The organism is Paenibacillus sp. FSL H7-0942, from assembly GCF_045040715.1.
Taxonomy (GTDB): domain Bacteria; phylum Bacillota; class Bacilli; order Paenibacillales; family Paenibacillaceae; genus Paenibacillus; species Paenibacillus amylolyticus.
Genome location: NZ_CP150279.1, coordinates 2721383 through 2739989, shown reverse-complemented (window position 1 = coordinate 2739989; position 18607 = coordinate 2721383). Strand labels below are relative to the sequence as shown.

The window sequence follows — 18607 nt, the reverse complement described above, 5'->3', positions numbered from 1 at the left end:
TGTTTATTGGTTTCAAGCTTTAAACTTAATACTCAGGTTATCTATAATATAAACGTATTGCTGAAGTTTAATCAGTACGTTCAATTCTGTATATATCTTCTATATATGAGCAAGTACACGTTTCAAAAGAACTACAGCGGTTAATCGTTTACATATACGTAACGGTGTTTGGATATGTTAATGAACACCTTATACAATATCGAACCAGGAGGGATTTCCCATGCGTGATAAAACCAAACATGAGAAGACAAACGATGAACTTGAACCAGGAGTGAATACCGTTATCCATCCAGACAAAAATAATCCCGGACCAACCGATATGATCGAAGGCGTGGTTGGTGATATCGTGGACAACATTCGCAAAGACTTCACCCATGACTCAAAGGACAAGACGTCTTCTTCCAAGTCAACGGATTCATCAGACAAATAAGCGTAACTTTTCTCCCTAGCAAAAGATAGCTCAAAAAGTCCTCCTGCCACATGCATGGCTTGGGAGGACTTTTTGGTAATGAACGATTGAATAATCAACCTCATATCTGGAGGTGCAATTCAACGTGAATCTTTTGTCATCTGCTGTAACGCCTTATGAATCCAGATCGCGGCAATGGAACCTTCACCCATCGCAACGGTTGCTTGTTCTGCGTGCAGGCCCAGATCCCCGGCAATCCACACATTAGTCGCTGCCTGCAAGCTACGTGGATCAGCTTCTACATGTTTGTTATCTGCGATTACAGCTCCAAGCTGCTCCGCCAGTTCATAGTGTACCCGGTTGCCTCCAAATGCGATAAATCCACGCTCCGACTCAAAAATCTGTCCATCTTCGGTCAGCACACCGGTGATATGGCCATCCTCAATCTGTTGTACTTCCTGAACAGCCGCTTCCAGATAACGAACTCCCGCCTCTTTCATGCTCCGATGCAGCTCTGCAGATATGGGAGCCTGCTCATGATTGATATATAACAGATCATTCGTACGCTGAATTAAAATCATCGCCATATTGGCACCTGGTTCGCCAGATCCTAATAGTACCGTACGTTGATCCTGAATCTCATAACCATCGCAATCAGGGCAGACATACACTGTTCGGCCCAGCGTAGGAGTTAATCCCGGAATGTCCGGAACTCTATCCGAGAGCCCTGTTGCAAGTAACACAGTTTTGCTCCTATATTCAGATCCGGAAGTACCGAATAATTGAATATGTTCTCCCTGACGTTCCGCTTTAATGATACGGTCTTTCTCAAAAGATACACCGGTCTGCTCTGCCTGCATCCTGCCTCGTTCTCTAAGCTCTTCACCGGATACCCCATCGGGGAAACCGAGGATATTATGATAAGTCCGGCATAACGTCGATCTGCCTTCTCCCGCGTCAATTACCAACACCTGATGAGCTGAATAACGTCCAAGCTGAATGGCTGCCTGAAGCCCTGCGAGCCCTCCACCTACAATTATGCAATCAACCTCTCGCATGCTCCTTCTCCTCCTGAACTTCCATTTATCTAATTTAATTAAACAGTTTGTCCTTATATACATTAAACCGTTCAGCCAAGCTTAAACGATTCCTCATATTCCTTATCTTATACCAAAATAAACAGGCCCAAACCATCCGTAGGAATCACGGTGAGTTTGGGCCTATAAGATTTATGATTACTTAGAAGTTATAAGATTCAAATCGCGATGCATTCGAGATGGCGTTCCATACATCGGCTGTTTCGCCGCCCATATACCAGTAAGCCAGTCCAGCAATTTGCCGTTGCTCACTCATTAACACTTTGGCTGATAACGAACGACTGTCCTCTGCCCATATATATCTTGGCTTACCATTACTGTTGTACCCGATAATATATTGAACCAGACTTGCATCCCATCGTCTTACAGATCCCGTAGCATGCGCACGCATTCCCTGGTCTGCCAGTGTAATGTCCCAAGAACTGGTTGCCGGATTCACGGAAGACCAGTCTCGTGTATATAACGGAAGGGCCAAAATTGTTTTGGCACGTACCACCTCGGAGAGCATGGTATCCAAAGCCTTTTCTACCCATGGAAGAGACGCCACTGATCCTGCTTTCGGATCACCGTTCCAGTGTTCCTCGTATCCCATCAGCACCATATAATCCGATACAGCGCCCAATTTGGCATAATCAAATGCATCCGTCCAATCAGTACCCAGATCGGGCGAAACGTCCACGGACACCACAGCACCGAGTGCGTGCAACGTAGCCGTCAAAGAGGTCACAAATGCCGTCAGCCCTTCACGATCCGCAGGATCAACATTCTCGAAATCCACATTAATGCCGTCCAGTTTATAGGTTTTGACATAAGCGGCTACCTGTGAGATCACTGCCGCTCGGTTGGCTGAGCTGGATAACATCTGATGGGTAAGTGCCGAATCGGAACGATTCCCAAGTAATGGCCATAGCTGCCTGTCGGTGGCGGATGCCCAGGAGATCAATGCAGGGTCCGCGTGATCTGTTACTTTCATACTGCTGTTCAGGAAAAACCAGCGTGGGACAAGTGTGTTGACCTCAGACTGTTCCACTTGTTTCTTGAATTCAGTTGTAGTGGAGTTATATTGCCAGCCCAACTGAACGCCAAGTTCATCCCCACGTTGTAACTGCTCAGACCATGTTTTCTTTTGTAAAATGGCATCGAGCATTACGGCTGCTTCTTCTCGCGTTACCTGGTCATGTGGTCGAAACACGCCTCCGCTTCCCCGCATTAGTCCAAGTTGATATACCGTCTGAACATAAGGACGTGCCCAGTCCGAGATATCCGCTGCGTCAAAATACGTTGAAGATAAGAGTGATGTCTCTACGGGTTGTTGTTTCAACATTCGCACAAGAAGGGCAGCCGCTTCTTCGCGCGTAATGGAAGCATTAGGCTGGAACGTTCCCTGACCCTTACCCTCCAAAATAAAAAGATTCGTCATGGCGGCAACGTTGCCGTAATACCAAGCATTCATGCTTATATCCTGATAGGGATTAATATTATTTTTAACGGGCTTCAAACCTAGTAATCTCACCGCAAACGTCGCAAATTCTGCACGAGTAACGGCTTTCTTCGGTTCAAACGTAGTCTCTGACGTACCGGCAGCAATGCCTTTTGCCACCAGATGTGTAATGGCATCCTTGGCGTAACTGGTGTGCGTATCCTGAAACTGTTGCTGCACGGTTGCAGCCTGAACAGTAGAGCCATATCCAGCCAGCGATCCAAGTGTTAATAACCCGCATAAAGCCATTTTCCATATCCGTTGGTTCGTTATGTCTTTTAATCTATTATTCACATCAAAAAGCCTCGCTTCATTGGATTACGATCAACTATCATCGTATCAAATTGAAGCGAGGCCGTATGTGGTTAAATGTTGGGAAATGCGAAGCTTACTTGTGTACTTTAACGCGCTCTTCAATTGGTTGGAATTCTTTCTCACCCGGTGCTGCCGTTGGTTTACCAAATGGCATTTGAGCGATCAATCTCCAGTTCTCAGGAATGCTCCATTCTTGCTTCACTTTCTCGTCAATCAACGGGTTGTAGTGCTGCAAAGATGCACCCAGACCTTCTTGTTCCAGAGCAGTCCAGATTACCAGTTGCAACATACCGTTGGATTGGTTAGCCCAGATTGGGAAGTTATCTGCATAAGCTGCAAAATTTTGTTGAAGCTGTGCGATCGCATTGTTATCTTCGAAGAAGAGAACCGTACCATATCCGCTGCGGAATCCAGTCATTTTTTCTGCTGTGGATTTGAAGGCTTCTTCATTACCTACCACTTCACGCAAAATTTCTTCTGTGTGATTCCACAATTTATCATGTTGTTCACCGAGCAATACAACGGCACGGGATGTTTGTGAGTTAAAGGAAGTTGGTGTATATTTCACCGCTTCTTCTACGATTTCCTGGATTTTAGCATCCGAAATTGTAGATTCCTTGCTGATTCCATAATAAGATCTTCTGTTTTTCAACGCATCAAAAAAAGTTGTCATTCTTATTCGCCTCCCAAAATTTTTTTTCAATTGCCAACATAGTAACTATAATATAGTAACATACATTAGTCAACAAACTAATTTATTTTCACTAAATATACATTCACCGAAAACATTTCCACAAGTTTGCCCAACACAGCAATTGAAATTATCCTTCGCCCGTCTTTTTACGATAATCCGCCCGGTATTTCTCTTCAGTAGACGAGTTACTTTTTGTCTGATCTTTATTCTTCTCTTCCTGAGCTTCCATATTCAGATCTTCCATCGGAATTGGATCTACAGTCTGTTCTTCTTCATGTCGGTCAAGCAGACTTTCGTGCTCTGTCTTATATTGTTCAGGATTGTCACGGGATTGTTCCTGTTGGGTATCGTTGTTATTCTGATCCGGTGTGCGCTGTTTCATTCATATTCGCCTCCTCTGGGTTCATTACCTTTCTTTACCTGTTCTGCGTGTCCTCTAAACACAGTGGGATGCATTCCTCAAACGAAAATCAACAAAAAAAGCCAACCATACAAGCTGGTCAGCTCAAAGACGACTTCTATGATTGGCGATGCAATTGGGTACGGTACAGATCAGGCGAACATCCCACACTTTGTTTGAACATCCGACTAAAATGCGAAAGGCGTTTGAAACCGGACAATCGACTTGCTTCTGTCACGGTGATCTCAGGCTGAAACTGAAACAAAAGCTTCGCCTGATTGATACGGCGGTCATACAGGTATTTAAATATCGTCAAACCTGTCATTTCCTTAAACATGCCTGCCAGATATGGCTTGGACAGATGTAATTCCAGTGCCAAATCATCCAGACCAATGTCCTTCATATAATGGGTATCCACATAACGAATAATGTGTTGGACATGCCGCTCCCTCTCCGATGAGGGAAGTTGTTCCTGGACATCACCCTGGCAGATCTCTGCTACAAAATACAACAGATCACACAGTCTGACATTCATTCGCTCTTGCCTGAAATTGCTCTGACTTTGAGACAGACGATGAAGATCATGCAATAGAGCTTCGAATTCAGAGCGGTTATCTCCCTTCAGATTGACCCGGCAATTTCTGAGTTCTTCAAATGGTCTCAGGACCTCAGCCATACGGTCCGGATGCAGGCTGCTGCGGATTGCAGACGGATCAAAATGCAGTGTGCTTCGCTCATAAGCACTGCCTGGCTTCGGATGTGGTCGATGAAGAGTCAGGCCATGCATTAACACCAGATCACCCGGCTCCAGGTTATATACCCGGTCTCCTATGATATAGGTACATTCTCCATCATGAAAATAATAAATCTCATAATGTGGATGTGAATGGAATCCATCTGACTTGCCTGGGTTAAATATGCTGGTGGATCGGTAACTATACTCCAGTGAAGCGCTAAATTGCATCATGCTCGGCACATTCATGCACCTCCTGTTCGGAAGAGGGAAACGATTTGTATCATGCCCCTGTAGGATATATGAAAGTGAAATTATAGAAGCTGTTTAATACTCTCTTGAATCTCGTCGATGGAGTCGACAGGTTCGAAGCGTCTGACCACACGACCCTCTGCATCAATCAGGAATTTTGTGAAATTCCATTTGATTGCATCGCCGTGTAACCATTCTGGTGCCTTCTCAGCCACCATTAATTTCAATAATTTGGCCTGTATATCTATTTCATCAAAGCCGGCAAAAGGCCCTGATCTTTTCAAAAAGTCGTAGAGCGGGTGCGCCGCTTCTCCATTCACATCCAGTTTGGAGAACATCGGAAATTTCACACCATAGTTAATCTGGCAAAACGATTCCGCTTCCGAACTGCTTCCAGGCTCTTGCTCTGCAAACTGGTTACACGGGAAACCAATAATCTGAAGTCCTTGATCCTTGTACTGGTCATACAGCTTCTGCATGTCATCAAACTGGTGCGTATATTTACATTTACTTGCCGTGTTTACGATGAGCACAGGTTTTCCTTCATATTGATAGAGTGGGAAACGCTCTCCACTGGTTCTGGTTACGGTAAAATCGTAGATGGTTGGCATAAGTCTAGTGCACCTCGCGATAGTTATGTAGTCATACAGCATCATATGTCATTGTTAATTATATACGAAGTTTGAACTATTGTATTGGAGAAGATAAGTTACTCTCCCTTTCAACAGAAAACCCTTCTGCCGCGAAAATCTCTTCGTTCAGCAAAAGGGTTATTATATGGGATCACAGTGACAGCAGCTTCAGCCCTTCACGGCACTTCCGGCCACGCCCTGAATGATATAATGCTGACCCACGAGGAAAATGATGATCATCGGAATAATGCCTGCCGTGGCAGCGGCCATCATGCCGTTGTAATCCACATTGTTCTCCAGAATAAAGTTCTGCAGTCCGAGCGGAACGGTGTACAGGTCTTTGTCGATCAGGAACACAAGCGCATTCTCATAGTCATTCCAATGCCATGAGAAATCTATGATCGCCAGGGTAGCCAGCGCTGGCTTCGCCAAGGGTAGAATCAGCCTGAAGAATATGCGCAGGTGACCGGCACCGTCGATGAACGCCGCTTCCGATATCTCTGATGGCACGGACAGGAAAAATTGTCGCAGCATAAACACGCCAAAGATCGTGAACATTCCGGGCAGGATCAATGCCCAATGCGTATTATATATGCCGACCCATTCAAACATCAGGAACTTCGGTACAAAGAGCACCTGCGGAGGCACCATCATCATCGAGAGATAGATCAGGAACAATGTCTCCCGACCTTTGAATTGAATCCGTGCGAAGCCATAGGCTGCAAAAGCCGAGAGAAATACAGCTCCGATCGTGCTAATTAGCGATATTTTCAACGAGTTCAGATAATATGTGGCAAAGGTATCCGCTCCACTCCAAACCTTAATATGATGCTCCCAGTTCAGGCTGGAGGGTATCCACTGGATGGGATAGGTGAATACGTCCGCAGGAGATTTGAACGACGTGCTGATCATCCAGATAAACGGCATAATCATCAGCAGGGCAAACCCGGACATCAGAAGTGTCAGTATGATTTTTCGAATCTGGCTCAAGGACTCCATGCGGACTTTAACTTTAGGTGAATGTGGAGCTGTGGGCTTCGCATTCGTGACAATTGGTTTCTCCATAACGATTCCCTCCCCTCCTTAATAGTGAACCCAACGTTTCTGACCGAGCCACTGCAATACAGTGAAGATCATGATGATGGCAAAGAGTGCCCAGCTAATGGCAGCAGCGTATCCCATCTCGTAATATCGGAAGGCATTTTGATAAATAAAGAGCGACAGCACGGTTGTGCTGTTCCCCGGCCCACCCTGGGTAATCGCTTGAATGATACCAAAGTTTTTGATGGTCATAATCAGCCCCGTGATCAGCAGCAAAAAGGTCGTTGGACTCACAAGCGGCCAGATCACTTGGCGTATGGTCTGCCAAGGCCGGGCTCCATCAATCCGTGCTGCCTCAACCAATTCCTCCGGGATTTCCTGCAAAGCGGCCAGATAAATAATCATGTTGTAACCCAGCATGAACCAAATCCAGATGATATCAATCGCATACATGGACCATTCGGTTGTTGATAACCAGCCGGGAGGGTTCGTAATACCGATTCCCCGCAAGAAGCCATTAATGGGCCCCGATGTTGGCTGGAACAGCAGCATCCAGACAAAGGCGATGGCAACACCGCTGGTGATATAGGGCATGAAATAGAGGGCACGCAGCGTTTTTTGCCAATACACCGACTTGTTCAGCGCCACCGCCACGATAAATGCCAACCCCATCGATACCGGAACCGCTAACAGAAATACAAATGTATTTCGCAGCGCCACGCCAAACAACTCATCATTCAACATCCGGCGGATATTGTCCAGCCCGACAAAATTCGTCTCCGGGCTCATGAATTTGTAATCAGTGAACATGAGATAGAACGAATAGACAGCCGGTATAATAAAAAACAACAGCACGCCAATCATATTGGGCCCAATAAACAGATACCCGAGCCTGCTCTGCCGTTTCATCCAGGATTTATGCATATGCTCCCCCACTCCTTAACATCTGTTCTGGAATTAAGCATAACAAGATGTCCTCTAACATTTAAGGAACATAACCCTGTACCTGATATCACAGATATATGTATTTCGGCAGTGCCTTTCTGGAGAGAAACAACATGGAATTGTTCTATTGCTTATATAGAAAAAAACCGCCCCATTGGGACGGCTTTTGGACTCATTGCTTTTGCAGTCTATTGATTCTGCTTCAGCCAGTCATTATGTCGTTTGACCATGTTCTGTACCGTAACTTCGACAGTCTGGTTACCAAGGAAGAACTTTTCATACTCCTGTGCACGCAGATCGACCACTTCCTGCGCAATGCTGCGGACAAACGTAGGTGTCTCGTCACCGTACAACACAAATTCCAGTGACTCCTTGTCATAAGAATCGGCATAATCGCCAAGCAAATGATCAATGGCAGTCTGCTGATCAACGGCATTCGATGAAGGCAAACGTCCACCCGCAGCCATCGGCATCATTCCCCCATCGGCGTACCATTTCAGGAACTCCCATGCGGCTTCTTTATTTTTTGACTTGGAATTGATCGCAATAAAGTCACCAAGTCCTCCACTTTTCACCATATCTGCTTCTTGTGCAGCCAGTCTTGGTACAGGGGCAAAGGCGATTTTCCAATCCCGCGGGAACTCGGTCATGTTGTTTGATGTGCGGATCAGCCATTCGCCGATATTAATCATGGCAGACTCACCGCCAAGGAACATGTTCTCCACCGGCATTTTGGAAGTCAGCTGCTCTCCGAGCGGAGGGGTGGTTGCATCCTCCTTCATCATTCCGTTCAAAGTCTCCAGCCATTTAGTGACAAGCGGATCATCTAGGTTGGAAGTGCCGTCTGCCTTAACATAACCGTTCTTCACCAGAACGGAATCGAGCGGGTCTACATAGGAAGCGGTATGCTGCACCAATCCGTACTTGAAGCCAGCTGTCTTCAGTTTGAGTGCATATTCACGGGCTTCATCCCAAGTCCAGGCTGTTGGTACGCTCAGTCCCGCTTGATCAAGCGCTTTCATATTTAAAGCGAAGAAGGCAGCGTTTTTCTTGGTTGGCATCCCGTAATATTTGCCGTCCACTTTCCAGGAAGCCGCATCTTCACCCATTTTCTCATCAATGTTATAATCGGAGAACTCGCCCAGATCCAGTGCTGTCCCACCCTTGATGCGTTTATCCAGATTTGTGAGGGTATAGTTGACATACAGGTCAACGTTCTGCCCGGTGGACAGCGCCGTATCCAGCTTCAGATTGCCATCATCATCATTCACAAACCGCACATATTCCACCTGAATATCCGGATGCTCCGCATTCCAGGTATCCACCACTTCCTGTGGACCATTCTCGGGCGGCACCGCGCCCCACATGGTGAGCTTCACTTTTCCCCCTGCCGCTCCACCTCCGTTATCCCCACCGTTCGTCTCATTTTTACCTACACAGCCGGCAAGCAAGCCCAGCATCAGCGCACCTACGATTAATCCCGTTAATCCTTTTTTGATTCTCATCTGGTCACATGACCTCCCTGAATTGAAGTGTACCTTCCGTAACATCGTAGCAGGGACCTTGCTGGGTTCATAAGATACATATCCATGATTCGGATTGAACAAAAATACGGATTTACTTGTGCTTGCCTGAGCACTCCGTACACATATTCCTTCTACTCATCCTGTGAGTCACGAACGATGGCGATACTGGCTGGGCGTGCAACCGGTCCAACGCTTGAATATTTTAATGAAATAATTATCACTTCCGAACCCTACCCGGTAACCAATCTCCTGTACAGGAAGATCCGTCTCGCGCAAGTATTCAGCCGCTTTCTCCATCCGTACCCCATGCAAGTAATGAATCAGGGTATGGCCGGTTTTCTTTTTGAACAAAGCACTCACATAATTCTCGCCCATCATCACATATCGTGACATGGATTTGACGGTAATGTCCTGGTCGTAATGCTGCACGATATACTGAATTATTTTGCTAATCTCCGGATGCTTCACAATCGGCTCACGAACAGGTGTAAATGGAAGATCAGTTTCAGACGGGGGCGCAGAAGAGACCGTAAGAGAATCAGGCGAAACAAGCGTTGATGTGAGAACCGGTGTGGAAGGTGGCACTTCATGATGATCTGTCTCTGTCCGGGTTTCAGTTGAAGCTCCCAGTTCTGCACTTACTTTACGGAGTGTATCACGAAGTGAATTCACACTCATGGACAGTTTCAGAATATAATTGGAAGCCCCGTATTCCATTGCACGGCGTACATATTCGAACTCCCCCATACAGGTGAGCATGACAAACTTGGTTTTTAACCCGGCCTGACGGGTCTGTTTGAGTAATTCCAGACCATCCATACCCGGCATGACAATATCGGTCAGTACCAGATCCGGTGTATCCTGTATAATCATCGCCAGCGCTTCGGTCCCGTTACCGGATTCCCCGATGACCGTGAAGCCCAGCTCTTCCCAGGAAATAATCTCTCTCACCGACTCTCGTACGAATACCTCATCCTCTACAAGTAATACTTTCCACATGCCAGATTCCCCTCTCCAGTCGTAGGGCGTTTCTCAAAACTCGCGAAGTGCATCTTTTACCGCCTTTTCGCCCCATGCTTCGTCACTTTCCCTTGACGTGCCTCGGCACGCCTGCGGAAAACTTCCTTGCTCGGAACGAAAATTCAGCAAAATCTGCTTCCTTCGGAGTTTTCAGACACGCCCTAGTCTGATCGCTTCTGTAAGTAAGGCGTCGACAATAAAAAAGGAATGCTGAACCTCACTAATGTCCCCGGCTTGGTATCAATCACTTCAAGTTCACTTTGGCCTTTGAACAATAATCGCAATCGTTCCTTAAGGTTAGACAGACCAATTCCCGGACGTGTGCGGGTCATCTGCTGACGCCGGGATTCCTCCATGCCAATTCCGTTGTCTGCCACCTCCAGCATCAGCTTTCCTGTGTCTTGCCTGTAAATTCCGATGCGGATCTGACCAAGCTGCTCCAGTGGCCCGACACCGTGGTGAATGGCATTCTCCACCAGTGGTTGCAAGCTCAGCTTGGGCACGAGCGCATACTCAAGTTTTTCGTCAAATTCACAAGTCACCTCAAAGCTATCACGGTAACGAATCCGCTGGATATGAAGGTAGGCTTGAACCAACTCAATCTCGTCCTTCAGGTATACCAATTCGACCTGTGAATTCAGGCTGACCTCCAGTAATTTGCCCAAGGAAACACACATCTCGGAGATCTCTTCATTCCCGCTGCGGATCGCACTCCATTTCATTGTATTCAATGTATTCAGGAGAAAGTGCGGATTCATCTGGGCCAGGAGCATATGAAAATGTACCGCTTCCTTCTGGCGTTCCTCCGCCTTGAGTCTGTTGATCATCTGATTGGCATCATCCAGCATCGTATTGAACGTACGGGTTAGTTCCAGCACTTCTCCGCGGCTGCGGCCTTCAGGGATACGGACCTTGAGGTTTTTGCGTACAACCTCCTTCATCTGGTTCTGCAGATGTGATAAAGGCCGAGTGAACGTCGCCGAGATCATAAAGGCCATGAGCACAAATGCTGCTGTGAAGCAAAAAAACGTTAAAAAATAGCGCTGCTTAAGCCCCGATATTTCCGTAAACAACACAGCTAGTGGAATACGATTTACCATGTACCAGTCCAGTGACTCGATGTATACGTAGTTAATCAGCGTATCTGAATCATTATCCGTCAGATAGGCCTCTGCCGGATGAAGTGCAATTTCCCGGGTCACGTCTGGGGAAAGTACCGCTTTTTCGGACGAGCGGGCAATCGTTTCCCCATTGCCAGTAATCAGGAAATACTCCTGATTGCTCTGCGAATCCTTCAACATAGACTGAAACCAGTACGAATAATCGATGCTGATCCGTGCCATTCCGTACCTTCTGCCGCCACTGTCCTTCATATACGCATAGAGGGACAACAGATACGGGCTGGAGGATAGCTCCCGCAGGACATGGTTGGTATCCCGGGCATCCCAGCGGTAGAGCAACTCTTCTGATGGAAACGAGTTTGAATCAGTGTTGCCCTTAATAAAGGTCATTTCTCCAAGATGCTTGCGAAATTGTTCCCGATAAGGGCCATAGGCCAGAGCTTTTTTGGGCAAATACGAAGTGTAAACGTTATCATGAAAATCTAACAGTGTGAAGTACACGGAAGGATTATATAGAAAAAAGCTGTTGTTGATCATCTTGAACTTCTCTTCCACCAACGACTTATTCTCAAGAGGAGAACGATTGTCTGGAGAAGTCAGGGCGTTTCTTACGGCTGAATCCTGTTCCAGAAAAATCAGGGTTTTGAATGCAATACTCATCTGGTCCTCCAGAGAACCATACATCTGCACCAGTTGCTCGTGGCTCTGTTCGCTGATTTTTTGCTCAACCAGAGATTCGATCTGTCCATAGTTGTAGACATTAAGTACGCTGAATGGCAGCAGAATCAACACCACAAACGCACCAAACAGCCGATACCTGAGCTTATGCGGCAAAAAGGTCTTCCAGTCGGGCTTTGTCATCCCCTCAGCGCTCCTCCTGCAATTATTGAGATCATTATACCATCAGTTCCCCCGCTTCGGCCGGGGCCGGGCTCATTCGCATGGATATGTGATACCAGTTGCCAGGGAAGGGATAGAGATACACAGATTTGTTCTATTGCATTAAAAAAACCGGAGATCTGGGATCTCCGGCTAGGCTAGATATAACGACTTAGCAAATTAGGATATAGGCTCCACTCCCCAGACAAGCTCGCCGTTCCGGTAAAGAGTTACCTTGGTCCAATCGGCAAAAGAGGTCTGCAGCGGGTTAAAGGAATAATCATCCCCTTCGCTGTAATTGGACCAGTCTGCTTTGTGCAACCGGGTATGTATCTCCCCAGAGCTTCCTCCGACCGGGATCACGCCTGCTCCGGTACCGAACTTCAGTTCCAGATAATGGTCCGCTCCAGGAACAGGTGCAGGCAGTTTCACTATGCTACCGCTGATCTGACTGCCTCCAAGCTGTGCATAATCACAGAAAAAGGATTGTTGTTTCTCCCCGTCCACTGTATACCAGTAACGAATTGTCAGTTCATTCAGGCTAACTGTGGAGGTACCGTTATTGTGAATGACAAACTGCGGTTTCATTTGGTTATCGAGCAGATTTGTATCCCCTGCACGATAGGCTAGGGTCAGATTACCAGCAGGCTCTGGCGGCCCTCCACCCTGGACCTTTGCGGAAGCTTGAACGGAGTTCACACTCTTCCCAACGCTGTTAACCGCATTCACCACATAGTAGTAGGTGGTTCCAGCAGATACCGCCATATCCTTATAGCTTGTTCCCAATACAGCGGCCACAGATGTATACGGTCCGGCTGCTGTCAGCGACCTGTTTACCGTATAGGAGGTCGCACTTGCAGATGCACTCCAGCTTAGATTGATGCTGTTGTCGCTAACCGCAGTGGCGGTCAAATTCTGCGGAGCGGCTGGTACTGCCTCGACCTGGACCGTCTCTAATACGGACCAATAGGCTGGCTTGGACTGGAGTCGCTCGTCGAAAAGCAGCGGCCAGTTGTTGCGGGCGACCGGGAAGGTTCGTAGCCAGGTATTGGCATCATCCTTGCCCCACAAAGTAACATTTTTGACTGTGTCCGTATGCCTCAGGAAGATCTGGAACAGGGACTTGTACAGCGCCGCCTGCTGTGTCTTCAGTTCTTCCGGGAAGATATCATAAGATTGCGAATCATTGGAATATACACTTACATCAAGCTCAGTAATATGTGTTTCGAGGCCCAGCGCCTTAAATTTGACAATGGAACTCTCAATTTCCGAAAGGGTTGGATAAAAGAGGCTGATGTGTGTTTGATGGCCGACTCCGTCAATAGGCACACCCTTGGCTTGAAGGCGAGTGATCAGATTGTAGAGGGCCTGGCTTTTGGCCGGCTCATGGGTATTGTAGTCATTAATAAACAACTTGGCATCCGGGTCGGCTGCATGGGCGAATTCAAATGCTTTCTCAATATATTCTTCCCCGGCAATCTGGTACCACAGACTGCGCCGCAGGCCATCCGGCTCGGAGGCATCAATGACTTCATTCACAACGTCCCAAGCGTAGATCTGGCCTTGATAACGCTCCATTACCGTCTCAATATGCTGCTGCATCCGTTCATACAGCACCGTTTTGCTCACCAGATTGCCGTTGGCATCGTGGAATACCCAATCCGGAGTTTGTGTATGCCAAACGAGGGTATGCCCACGTATCTCTTGTCCGTTCGCTGCTGCAAAAGCGACTGCGGCATCCGACCCGCTGAAATTATACATACCCTCTTGCGGCTCGGTACTGTCCCATTTCAGAACATTGCCTGGTGTCAGACTATCAAAATGCTTCGTAAGCAGCTGCTTGTCAGGTTCGGTCAGCAGTTCATTGTTCGTGAAGGCCGTCCCAATTCGAAACTTGCCCGCAAAAGCATCCTGTAGGGAAGGAATGTCTTCTTCGATCACAATGGGTCCGAGATCCGGCAACTTCTCCAATCGGAAATCATCCACATAAAAAGAAGCTGTGGCACGGTCTGGCACTTCAAAATAAACCGATAACTGATTCGCTGGTTCCAGCATTTTAAACTGTGCAGTAAGCTTGGTCCATCCGCCTGCGGATGCGGTACCGAATGTTAAATTTTCATAATGTGTTGTATCTGGCAGGGTACGCTGTAAAGACATATTGAGGTTTGTGCTGGACGCTCCCGCCGGAAGCTTCACCCAGCCAGTGAACACATACGCCTGTCCCACCTCCAAAAGTTCTGTCACATCCAGCGCTGGCCCATGCCATGTCATAGCACGCCCGCTCACTTCCAGTCCATAATCTCCGGTACGCGCTGCAACGGCGCTTGCATGAAGCGTTTCTACTTCACCGCGTCCGCTCCAGCTCTGGACCGTGCCATCTTCAAAATCATGACTCAGAATCAAGGTATTTTCCCCTTCTGCCGCATGGACAGATGGAGCCGACCAATACAAAGGAACTAACAACGTTATCATCAAAACAAATTTAAGCGCTTTCAAAAATATCATTTTTCTCATCGCTTCCATTCTCCTTTATCGAATATTAGGATGAATTCCTTATTCCAAAGGCTAAGGCCATATCCACCTCCTTGGTTTTAGTTATAAAATCAGAGTCCTCATTCAAACGGATACGGGGGGGCATACGTTCGGATAAGGACTCCATATGGTAAATTATAGTATAAATTGTCTATGATCTACAACTGAAATGTACTTCCCCCCTCTAATTTCGGTTAGAAATGCAGTATCCATTGCTTCTGCACTCATTCACACCAGCTCCTCCATAATCTGACAACCCATAACGAAGGTGTATACCTGGTGCTCCGCTGGCTTCAAAAGTTGTCTTTAAAGTAGTCTTCAAAGCTTTCTGCTTACTTCTTTCAGCCTACACCCTGTGTCTCCTGCGATACTCAGATGGACTTATGCCCAACGTTTTGGAGAACACTCTACTTAGATAAAAACCGTTCTCATATCCGCATCGCTCGGCAATTTGGTTAAGGGTCAGGCTGCTGTCAGCCAAGAGGTTCTGCGCTTTTTTCAGACGGACCCGTTTGAGATAGCCTGATGGCGTCTCCTGAAAAGCTTCCCGGAAACGCCTTGTCAACTGCACCGGACTCAAGGCCAGTCGCTGTGCCAATTCCTGAAGGCTGATCTCCTCTTCCGCCCGCTCCTCCAGCAGCGCTGCCGCTTCAGCCATTCGTGCGTCTTCGGTAAATCTCCGCTCCTTTAAGCGATTCTGTCTGCGTTCCACCTGATACAACTGCCACAAATCCATCATAAAATGTGTCTTCCAACGGGCAACTTCCTCCTTATTCTCCTCACTGTCCTGACGTAAATAAGCGTACGTCGAGGCTAACCGCTTCGTGTCATTAATCAGCGATTTTCCGGCTGGTGGCAGAAACTCCTCCTCCTCCAGGCTACTGCTAAACTGTAAATAGTGAAATGTCAGCGGGGTAATGACTGTCCGCCGAAAAGGAACCGCCGGGGGGCACAGCACCAGATCGCCAAAACTCGCTTCTCCGATCTGACCCCCAATCTCATAATGGAATATTCCCTCTTCGACGGCAAAAGCCACCCAAGTCGTATAGATATCTTCCGTAAGAGCAAATTCCCCTTTTTGCTTCCAGTAGATGTGGTTAAGCAGCTCCATGACTTGACCACCCTTTCTGTGAAATAAAGTATATGTTTGATGATAGTATAGTGCATTTAAAAAGTGAATATATAAATCTAAGATGAAATTATAGATATGTAGTTGGAGTCAAGGTGGATCTAACTTCAGTTAAGGAGGTCACAGATATGAAACAAGAACATGTACAATACGACATCACCGTCATCGGCGGAGGACTTGCTGGTGTATGCGCCGCGATAGCCGCTGCCCGCATGGGGCAGCAGGTGGCGCTGGTGCAGAACCGCCCCGTGCTTGGCGGCAATTCCAGCAGCGAGGTTCGGGTCTGGGTGTGCGGTGCCACCGCCCACGGAATTAACCGCTATGCCCGCGAGACGGGCATCATGGGAGAACTATTTGTAGAGAATCAGTATCGTAATCCAGAGGGCAACCCTTATCTCTGGGACTTGATCATTCTGGAAGCCGTTCGAGCTGAATCCAACATCAGCCTGTACCTGAACACGGATGTACATGAAGTCGAGGCTACTGGCGATGGGGATGAACGAAAGATCACCTCTGTCACTGGCTGGATGATGGGTTCTGAGCGCAAAATCCGATTCGAAAGTCAGATCTATCTGGACTGTACGGGTGATGGATTGGTAGGCTTTCTGGCTGGAGCCAAGTTTGCACTCGGCCGGGAAGCCCGCAGCGAGTATGGCGAAGAGTGGGCACCAGAGGTGGCTGATCAGATCACGCTGGGCAGTACACTCCTCTTTTATACCAAGGATGCTGGTGCGCCTGTCCGTTATATCCCGCCTTCTTTTGCCAAGGATATTACACAGACCAGCATTCCGATTCGCCGGGTCATTCGCAGCGGGGATTCCGGTTGTCATTATTGGTGGATTGAATGGGGCGGTGAACATGACACCGTTCATGACAATGAGCTGATCCGTGATGAACTGTGGTCCGTGATCTACGGGATCTGGGACTATATCAAGAACTCCGGCAAGTTTGATGCAGATCATATGACGCTGGAGTGGATTGGTTCGCTACCTGGCAAAAGGGAGTACCGCCGCTTCACGGGTGACTATGTGCTCACCCAGAACGATATTATCAGCCAGCGGGAGTTCCCGGATGCCGTTGCCTTTGGCGGCTGGTCCATTGACCTGCATCCCCCGCAGGGCATGTACGCCGAAGCGAGTGGCTCGAAGCATATGCATGCCGATGGCGTATATCACGTGCCGTTCCGCTCGCTGTATTCCGCAAATGTGCGGAATATGCTCATGGCCGGGCGCGACATCAGTGCATCACATGTCGCCTTCGGCACAACGCGCGTCATGGCAACATGCGCGGTCATCGGCGAAGCCGCGGGTACGGGCGCGGCGCTCTGCGCGTCCATGGGGGTGTCGCCGCGCGAGCTACACGCGAGGCATCTGGCGGTCCTGCAGCAGACGTTGCTGCGGCAGGACGCTTCCATCATCGGGGTGCGCAGCCACGATGAGCTGGATCTGGCCCGGCGTGCCCGGGTTACAGCCTCCAGCACGCTGACGGGCATCGCCCTTGAGCAGCCTGGCGAGACGTACCCGCTGGGTACAGATGTCGCCCTGTTGCTGCCTGTGCATCCAGTGCTCAGCGGCCTGGAGCTACTGCTGGATGCATCCAGCGATACCGCACTGACGGTAGAGCTGTGGGATACGGGGCGTAAGGAGAACTACGTCCCGCATTCGTTACAAGTTACGGCGACTGTTAACGTTACAACAGGAACTGCGCAGTGGGTGAAGCTGCCGCTCGAATGGCGACCGGAAGAACCGCAGAATGCTTTTATAATCATCCGCTCCAATAAAGCCGTCTCACTCTACCATTCGACAGAAGCACACAGCGGGGTGCTGATCTTCTTCAAAACAGAAGAAAACCACGTGTCCAAAAATCTGGAGGATCATGCCAAGGATCAGCCTGTCGTATTATGGTCCATGCAGGGGTTGGCGCGTCAGCCATTCTGCTGTCGTACCCTCTCTGAGACTTCGGCATATTCAGCGGACAACACGATTAACGGTTATCATCGCCCTTACGGTGGGCCGCAACAGTGGATGTCGCAGCCGATGCAGTCTGGCAATCCTGAATGGGTGCAACTGACATGGAAAGAGCCACAAACCTTGGCTGAGTTGCACTTGACGTTTAATGATGATGTGAACGAGGATCTGGTTAATTTACATCACCATCACACAACATTCCGTGTGATGCCTGAGCTGGTGTGTGATTATCACGTGGAGGTACTGACTCCTGCTGGCGAATGGACACAAGTCGCAAGTGTTCAAGAAAATCACAAAAGAAAAGTTATTCATTCCCTGGATGTCCCTATGTCAGCTAAGGCTCTGAGAATCATAATTGATGCCACAAATGGCAGCAGATATGCGGAATTAATCGAGATTCGAGCTTACTAAAACAAAAAGGAGGATACAGGAAAC

The 18607-nt window shown here is 48.1% G+C and carries 15 protein-coding genes; 2 read left to right on the top strand and 13 right to left on the bottom strand.

Annotation, left to right across the window (positions count from 1 at the left end; translation table 11 throughout):
- Positions 1-220: 220 nt before the first annotated feature.
- A complete protein-coding gene (locus MHI48_RS12515; protein WP_076249699.1) occupies positions 221-430 on the top strand; it encodes a hypothetical protein in 210 nt (69 codons plus the stop codon).
- A 119-nt stretch (positions 431-549) separates the two neighbouring features.
- Here the strand turns inward: MHI48_RS12515 and MHI48_RS12510 are convergent, their stop codons facing one another.
- The 13 genes from MHI48_RS12510 to MHI48_RS12450 form a co-directional block, all read right to left on the bottom strand.
- A complete protein-coding gene (locus MHI48_RS12510) occupies positions 550-1467 on the bottom strand; it encodes an NAD(P)/FAD-dependent oxidoreductase (RefSeq protein ID WP_405144144.1) in 918 nt (305 codons plus the stop codon).
- 181 nt (positions 1468-1648) lie between these two features.
- On the bottom strand, positions 1649-3280 hold the full coding sequence (locus MHI48_RS12505; protein WP_405144142.1) for an S-layer homology domain-containing protein: 1632 nt from the start codon (positions 3278-3280) through the stop codon (positions 1649-1651).
- A gap of 94 nt (positions 3281-3374) precedes the next feature.
- A complete protein-coding gene (locus tag MHI48_RS12500; protein ID WP_074094703.1) occupies positions 3375-3974 on the bottom strand; it encodes a nitroreductase family protein in 600 nt (199 codons plus the stop codon).
- A gap of 148 nt (positions 3975-4122) precedes the next feature.
- The gene (locus MHI48_RS12495; protein ID WP_036609033.1) at positions 4123-4377 is read right to left on the bottom strand and encodes a hypothetical protein; all 255 of its coding nucleotides are present in this window, start codon (positions 4375-4377) and stop codon (positions 4123-4125) included.
- A 136-nt stretch (positions 4378-4513) separates the two neighbouring features.
- Complete coding sequence (locus tag MHI48_RS12490; RefSeq protein WP_047842609.1) at positions 4514-5377, bottom strand: AraC family transcriptional regulator; 864 nt, start codon at positions 5375-5377, stop codon at positions 4514-4516.
- Between the two features lie 65 nt (positions 5378-5442).
- On the bottom strand, positions 5443-5991 hold the full coding sequence (locus MHI48_RS12485) for a glutathione peroxidase (protein WP_405144139.1): 549 nt from the start codon (positions 5989-5991) through the stop codon (positions 5443-5445).
- Between the two features lie 189 nt (positions 5992-6180).
- Entirely contained in the window at positions 6181-7077 is an 897-nt protein-coding gene (locus MHI48_RS12480; RefSeq protein ID WP_405144137.1) for a carbohydrate ABC transporter permease, read from the bottom strand.
- A gap of 18 nt (positions 7078-7095) precedes the next feature.
- Positions 7096-7977: a carbohydrate ABC transporter permease gene (locus MHI48_RS12475; protein WP_405144135.1), complete on the bottom strand. Its 882-nt coding sequence runs from the start codon at positions 7975-7977 to the stop codon at positions 7096-7098.
- Positions 7978-8186: 209 nt separating this feature from the next.
- Entirely contained in the window at positions 8187-9503 is a 1317-nt protein-coding gene (locus tag MHI48_RS12470; protein WP_405144133.1) for an ABC transporter substrate-binding protein, read from the bottom strand.
- 168 nt (positions 9504-9671) lie between these two features.
- Positions 9672-10523: a helix-turn-helix domain-containing protein gene (locus MHI48_RS12465; RefSeq protein ID WP_405144131.1), complete on the bottom strand. Its 852-nt coding sequence runs from the start codon at positions 10521-10523 to the stop codon at positions 9672-9674.
- 182 nt (positions 10524-10705) lie between these two features.
- Positions 10706-12526, bottom strand: a complete 1821-nt coding sequence (locus MHI48_RS12460; RefSeq protein WP_405144129.1) for a sensor histidine kinase — start codon at positions 12524-12526, stop codon at positions 10706-10708.
- A gap of 198 nt (positions 12527-12724) precedes the next feature.
- A complete protein-coding gene (locus MHI48_RS12455; protein WP_405144127.1) occupies positions 12725-15058 on the bottom strand; it encodes an endo-1,4-beta-xylanase in 2334 nt (777 codons plus the stop codon).
- A gap of 364 nt (positions 15059-15422) precedes the next feature.
- Entirely contained in the window at positions 15423-16187 is a 765-nt protein-coding gene (locus tag MHI48_RS12450; RefSeq protein ID WP_405144125.1) for a helix-turn-helix domain-containing protein, read from the bottom strand.
- 146 nt (positions 16188-16333) lie between these two features.
- Here MHI48_RS12450 and MHI48_RS12445 point away from each other — a divergent pair, with 146 nt between their 5' ends.
- Positions 16334-18583 (top strand): FAD-dependent oxidoreductase, encoded by a 2250-nt coding sequence (locus tag MHI48_RS12445; RefSeq protein WP_076327784.1) that lies wholly within the window; start codon positions 16334-16336, stop codon positions 18581-18583.
- Positions 18584-18607 lie beyond the last annotated feature (24 nt).

Coding starts and splice junctions, on each gene's coding strand:
- MHI48_RS12480 (WP_405144137.1), bottom strand. CDS start 7,077: ATGGAGAAACCAATTGTCACGAATGCGAAGCCCACAGCTCCACATTCA.
- MHI48_RS12455 (WP_405144127.1), bottom strand. CDS start 15,058: ATGAGAAAAATGATATTTTTGAAAGCGCTTAAATTTGTTTTGATGATA.
- MHI48_RS12485 (WP_405144139.1), bottom strand. CDS start 5,991: ATGCCAACCATCTACGATTTTACCGTAACCAGAACCAGTGGAGAGCGT.
- MHI48_RS12475 (WP_405144135.1), bottom strand. CDS start 7,977: ATGCATAAATCCTGGATGAAACGGCAGAGCAGGCTCGGGTATCTGTTT.
- MHI48_RS12465 (WP_405144131.1), bottom strand. CDS start 10,523: ATGTGGAAAGTATTACTTGTAGAGGATGAGGTATTCGTACGAGAGTCG.
- MHI48_RS12510 (WP_405144144.1), bottom strand. CDS start 1,467: ATGCGAGAGGTTGATTGCATAATTGTAGGTGGAGGGCTCGCAGGGCTT.
- MHI48_RS12460 (WP_405144129.1), bottom strand. CDS start 12,526: ATGACAAAGCCCGACTGGAAGACCTTTTTGCCGCATAAGCTCAGGTAT.
- MHI48_RS12500 (WP_074094703.1), bottom strand. CDS start 3,974: ATGACAACTTTTTTTGATGCGTTGAAAAACAGAAGATCTTATTATGGA.
- MHI48_RS12490 (WP_047842609.1), bottom strand. CDS start 5,377: ATGAATGTGCCGAGCATGATGCAATTTAGCGCTTCACTGGAGTATAGT.
- MHI48_RS12495 (WP_036609033.1), bottom strand. CDS start 4,377: ATGAAACAGCGCACACCGGATCAGAATAACAACGATACCCAACAGGAA.
- MHI48_RS12445 (WP_076327784.1), top strand. CDS start 16,334: ATGAAACAAGAACATGTACAATACGACATCACCGTCATCGGCGGAGGA.
- MHI48_RS12515 (WP_076249699.1), top strand. CDS start 221: ATGCGTGATAAAACCAAACATGAGAAGACAAACGATGAACTTGAACCA.
- MHI48_RS12450 (WP_405144125.1), bottom strand. CDS start 16,187: ATGGAGCTGCTTAACCACATCTACTGGAAGCAAAAAGGGGAATTTGCT.
- MHI48_RS12470 (WP_405144133.1), bottom strand. CDS start 9,503: ATGAGAATCAAAAAAGGATTAACGGGATTAATCGTAGGTGCGCTGATG.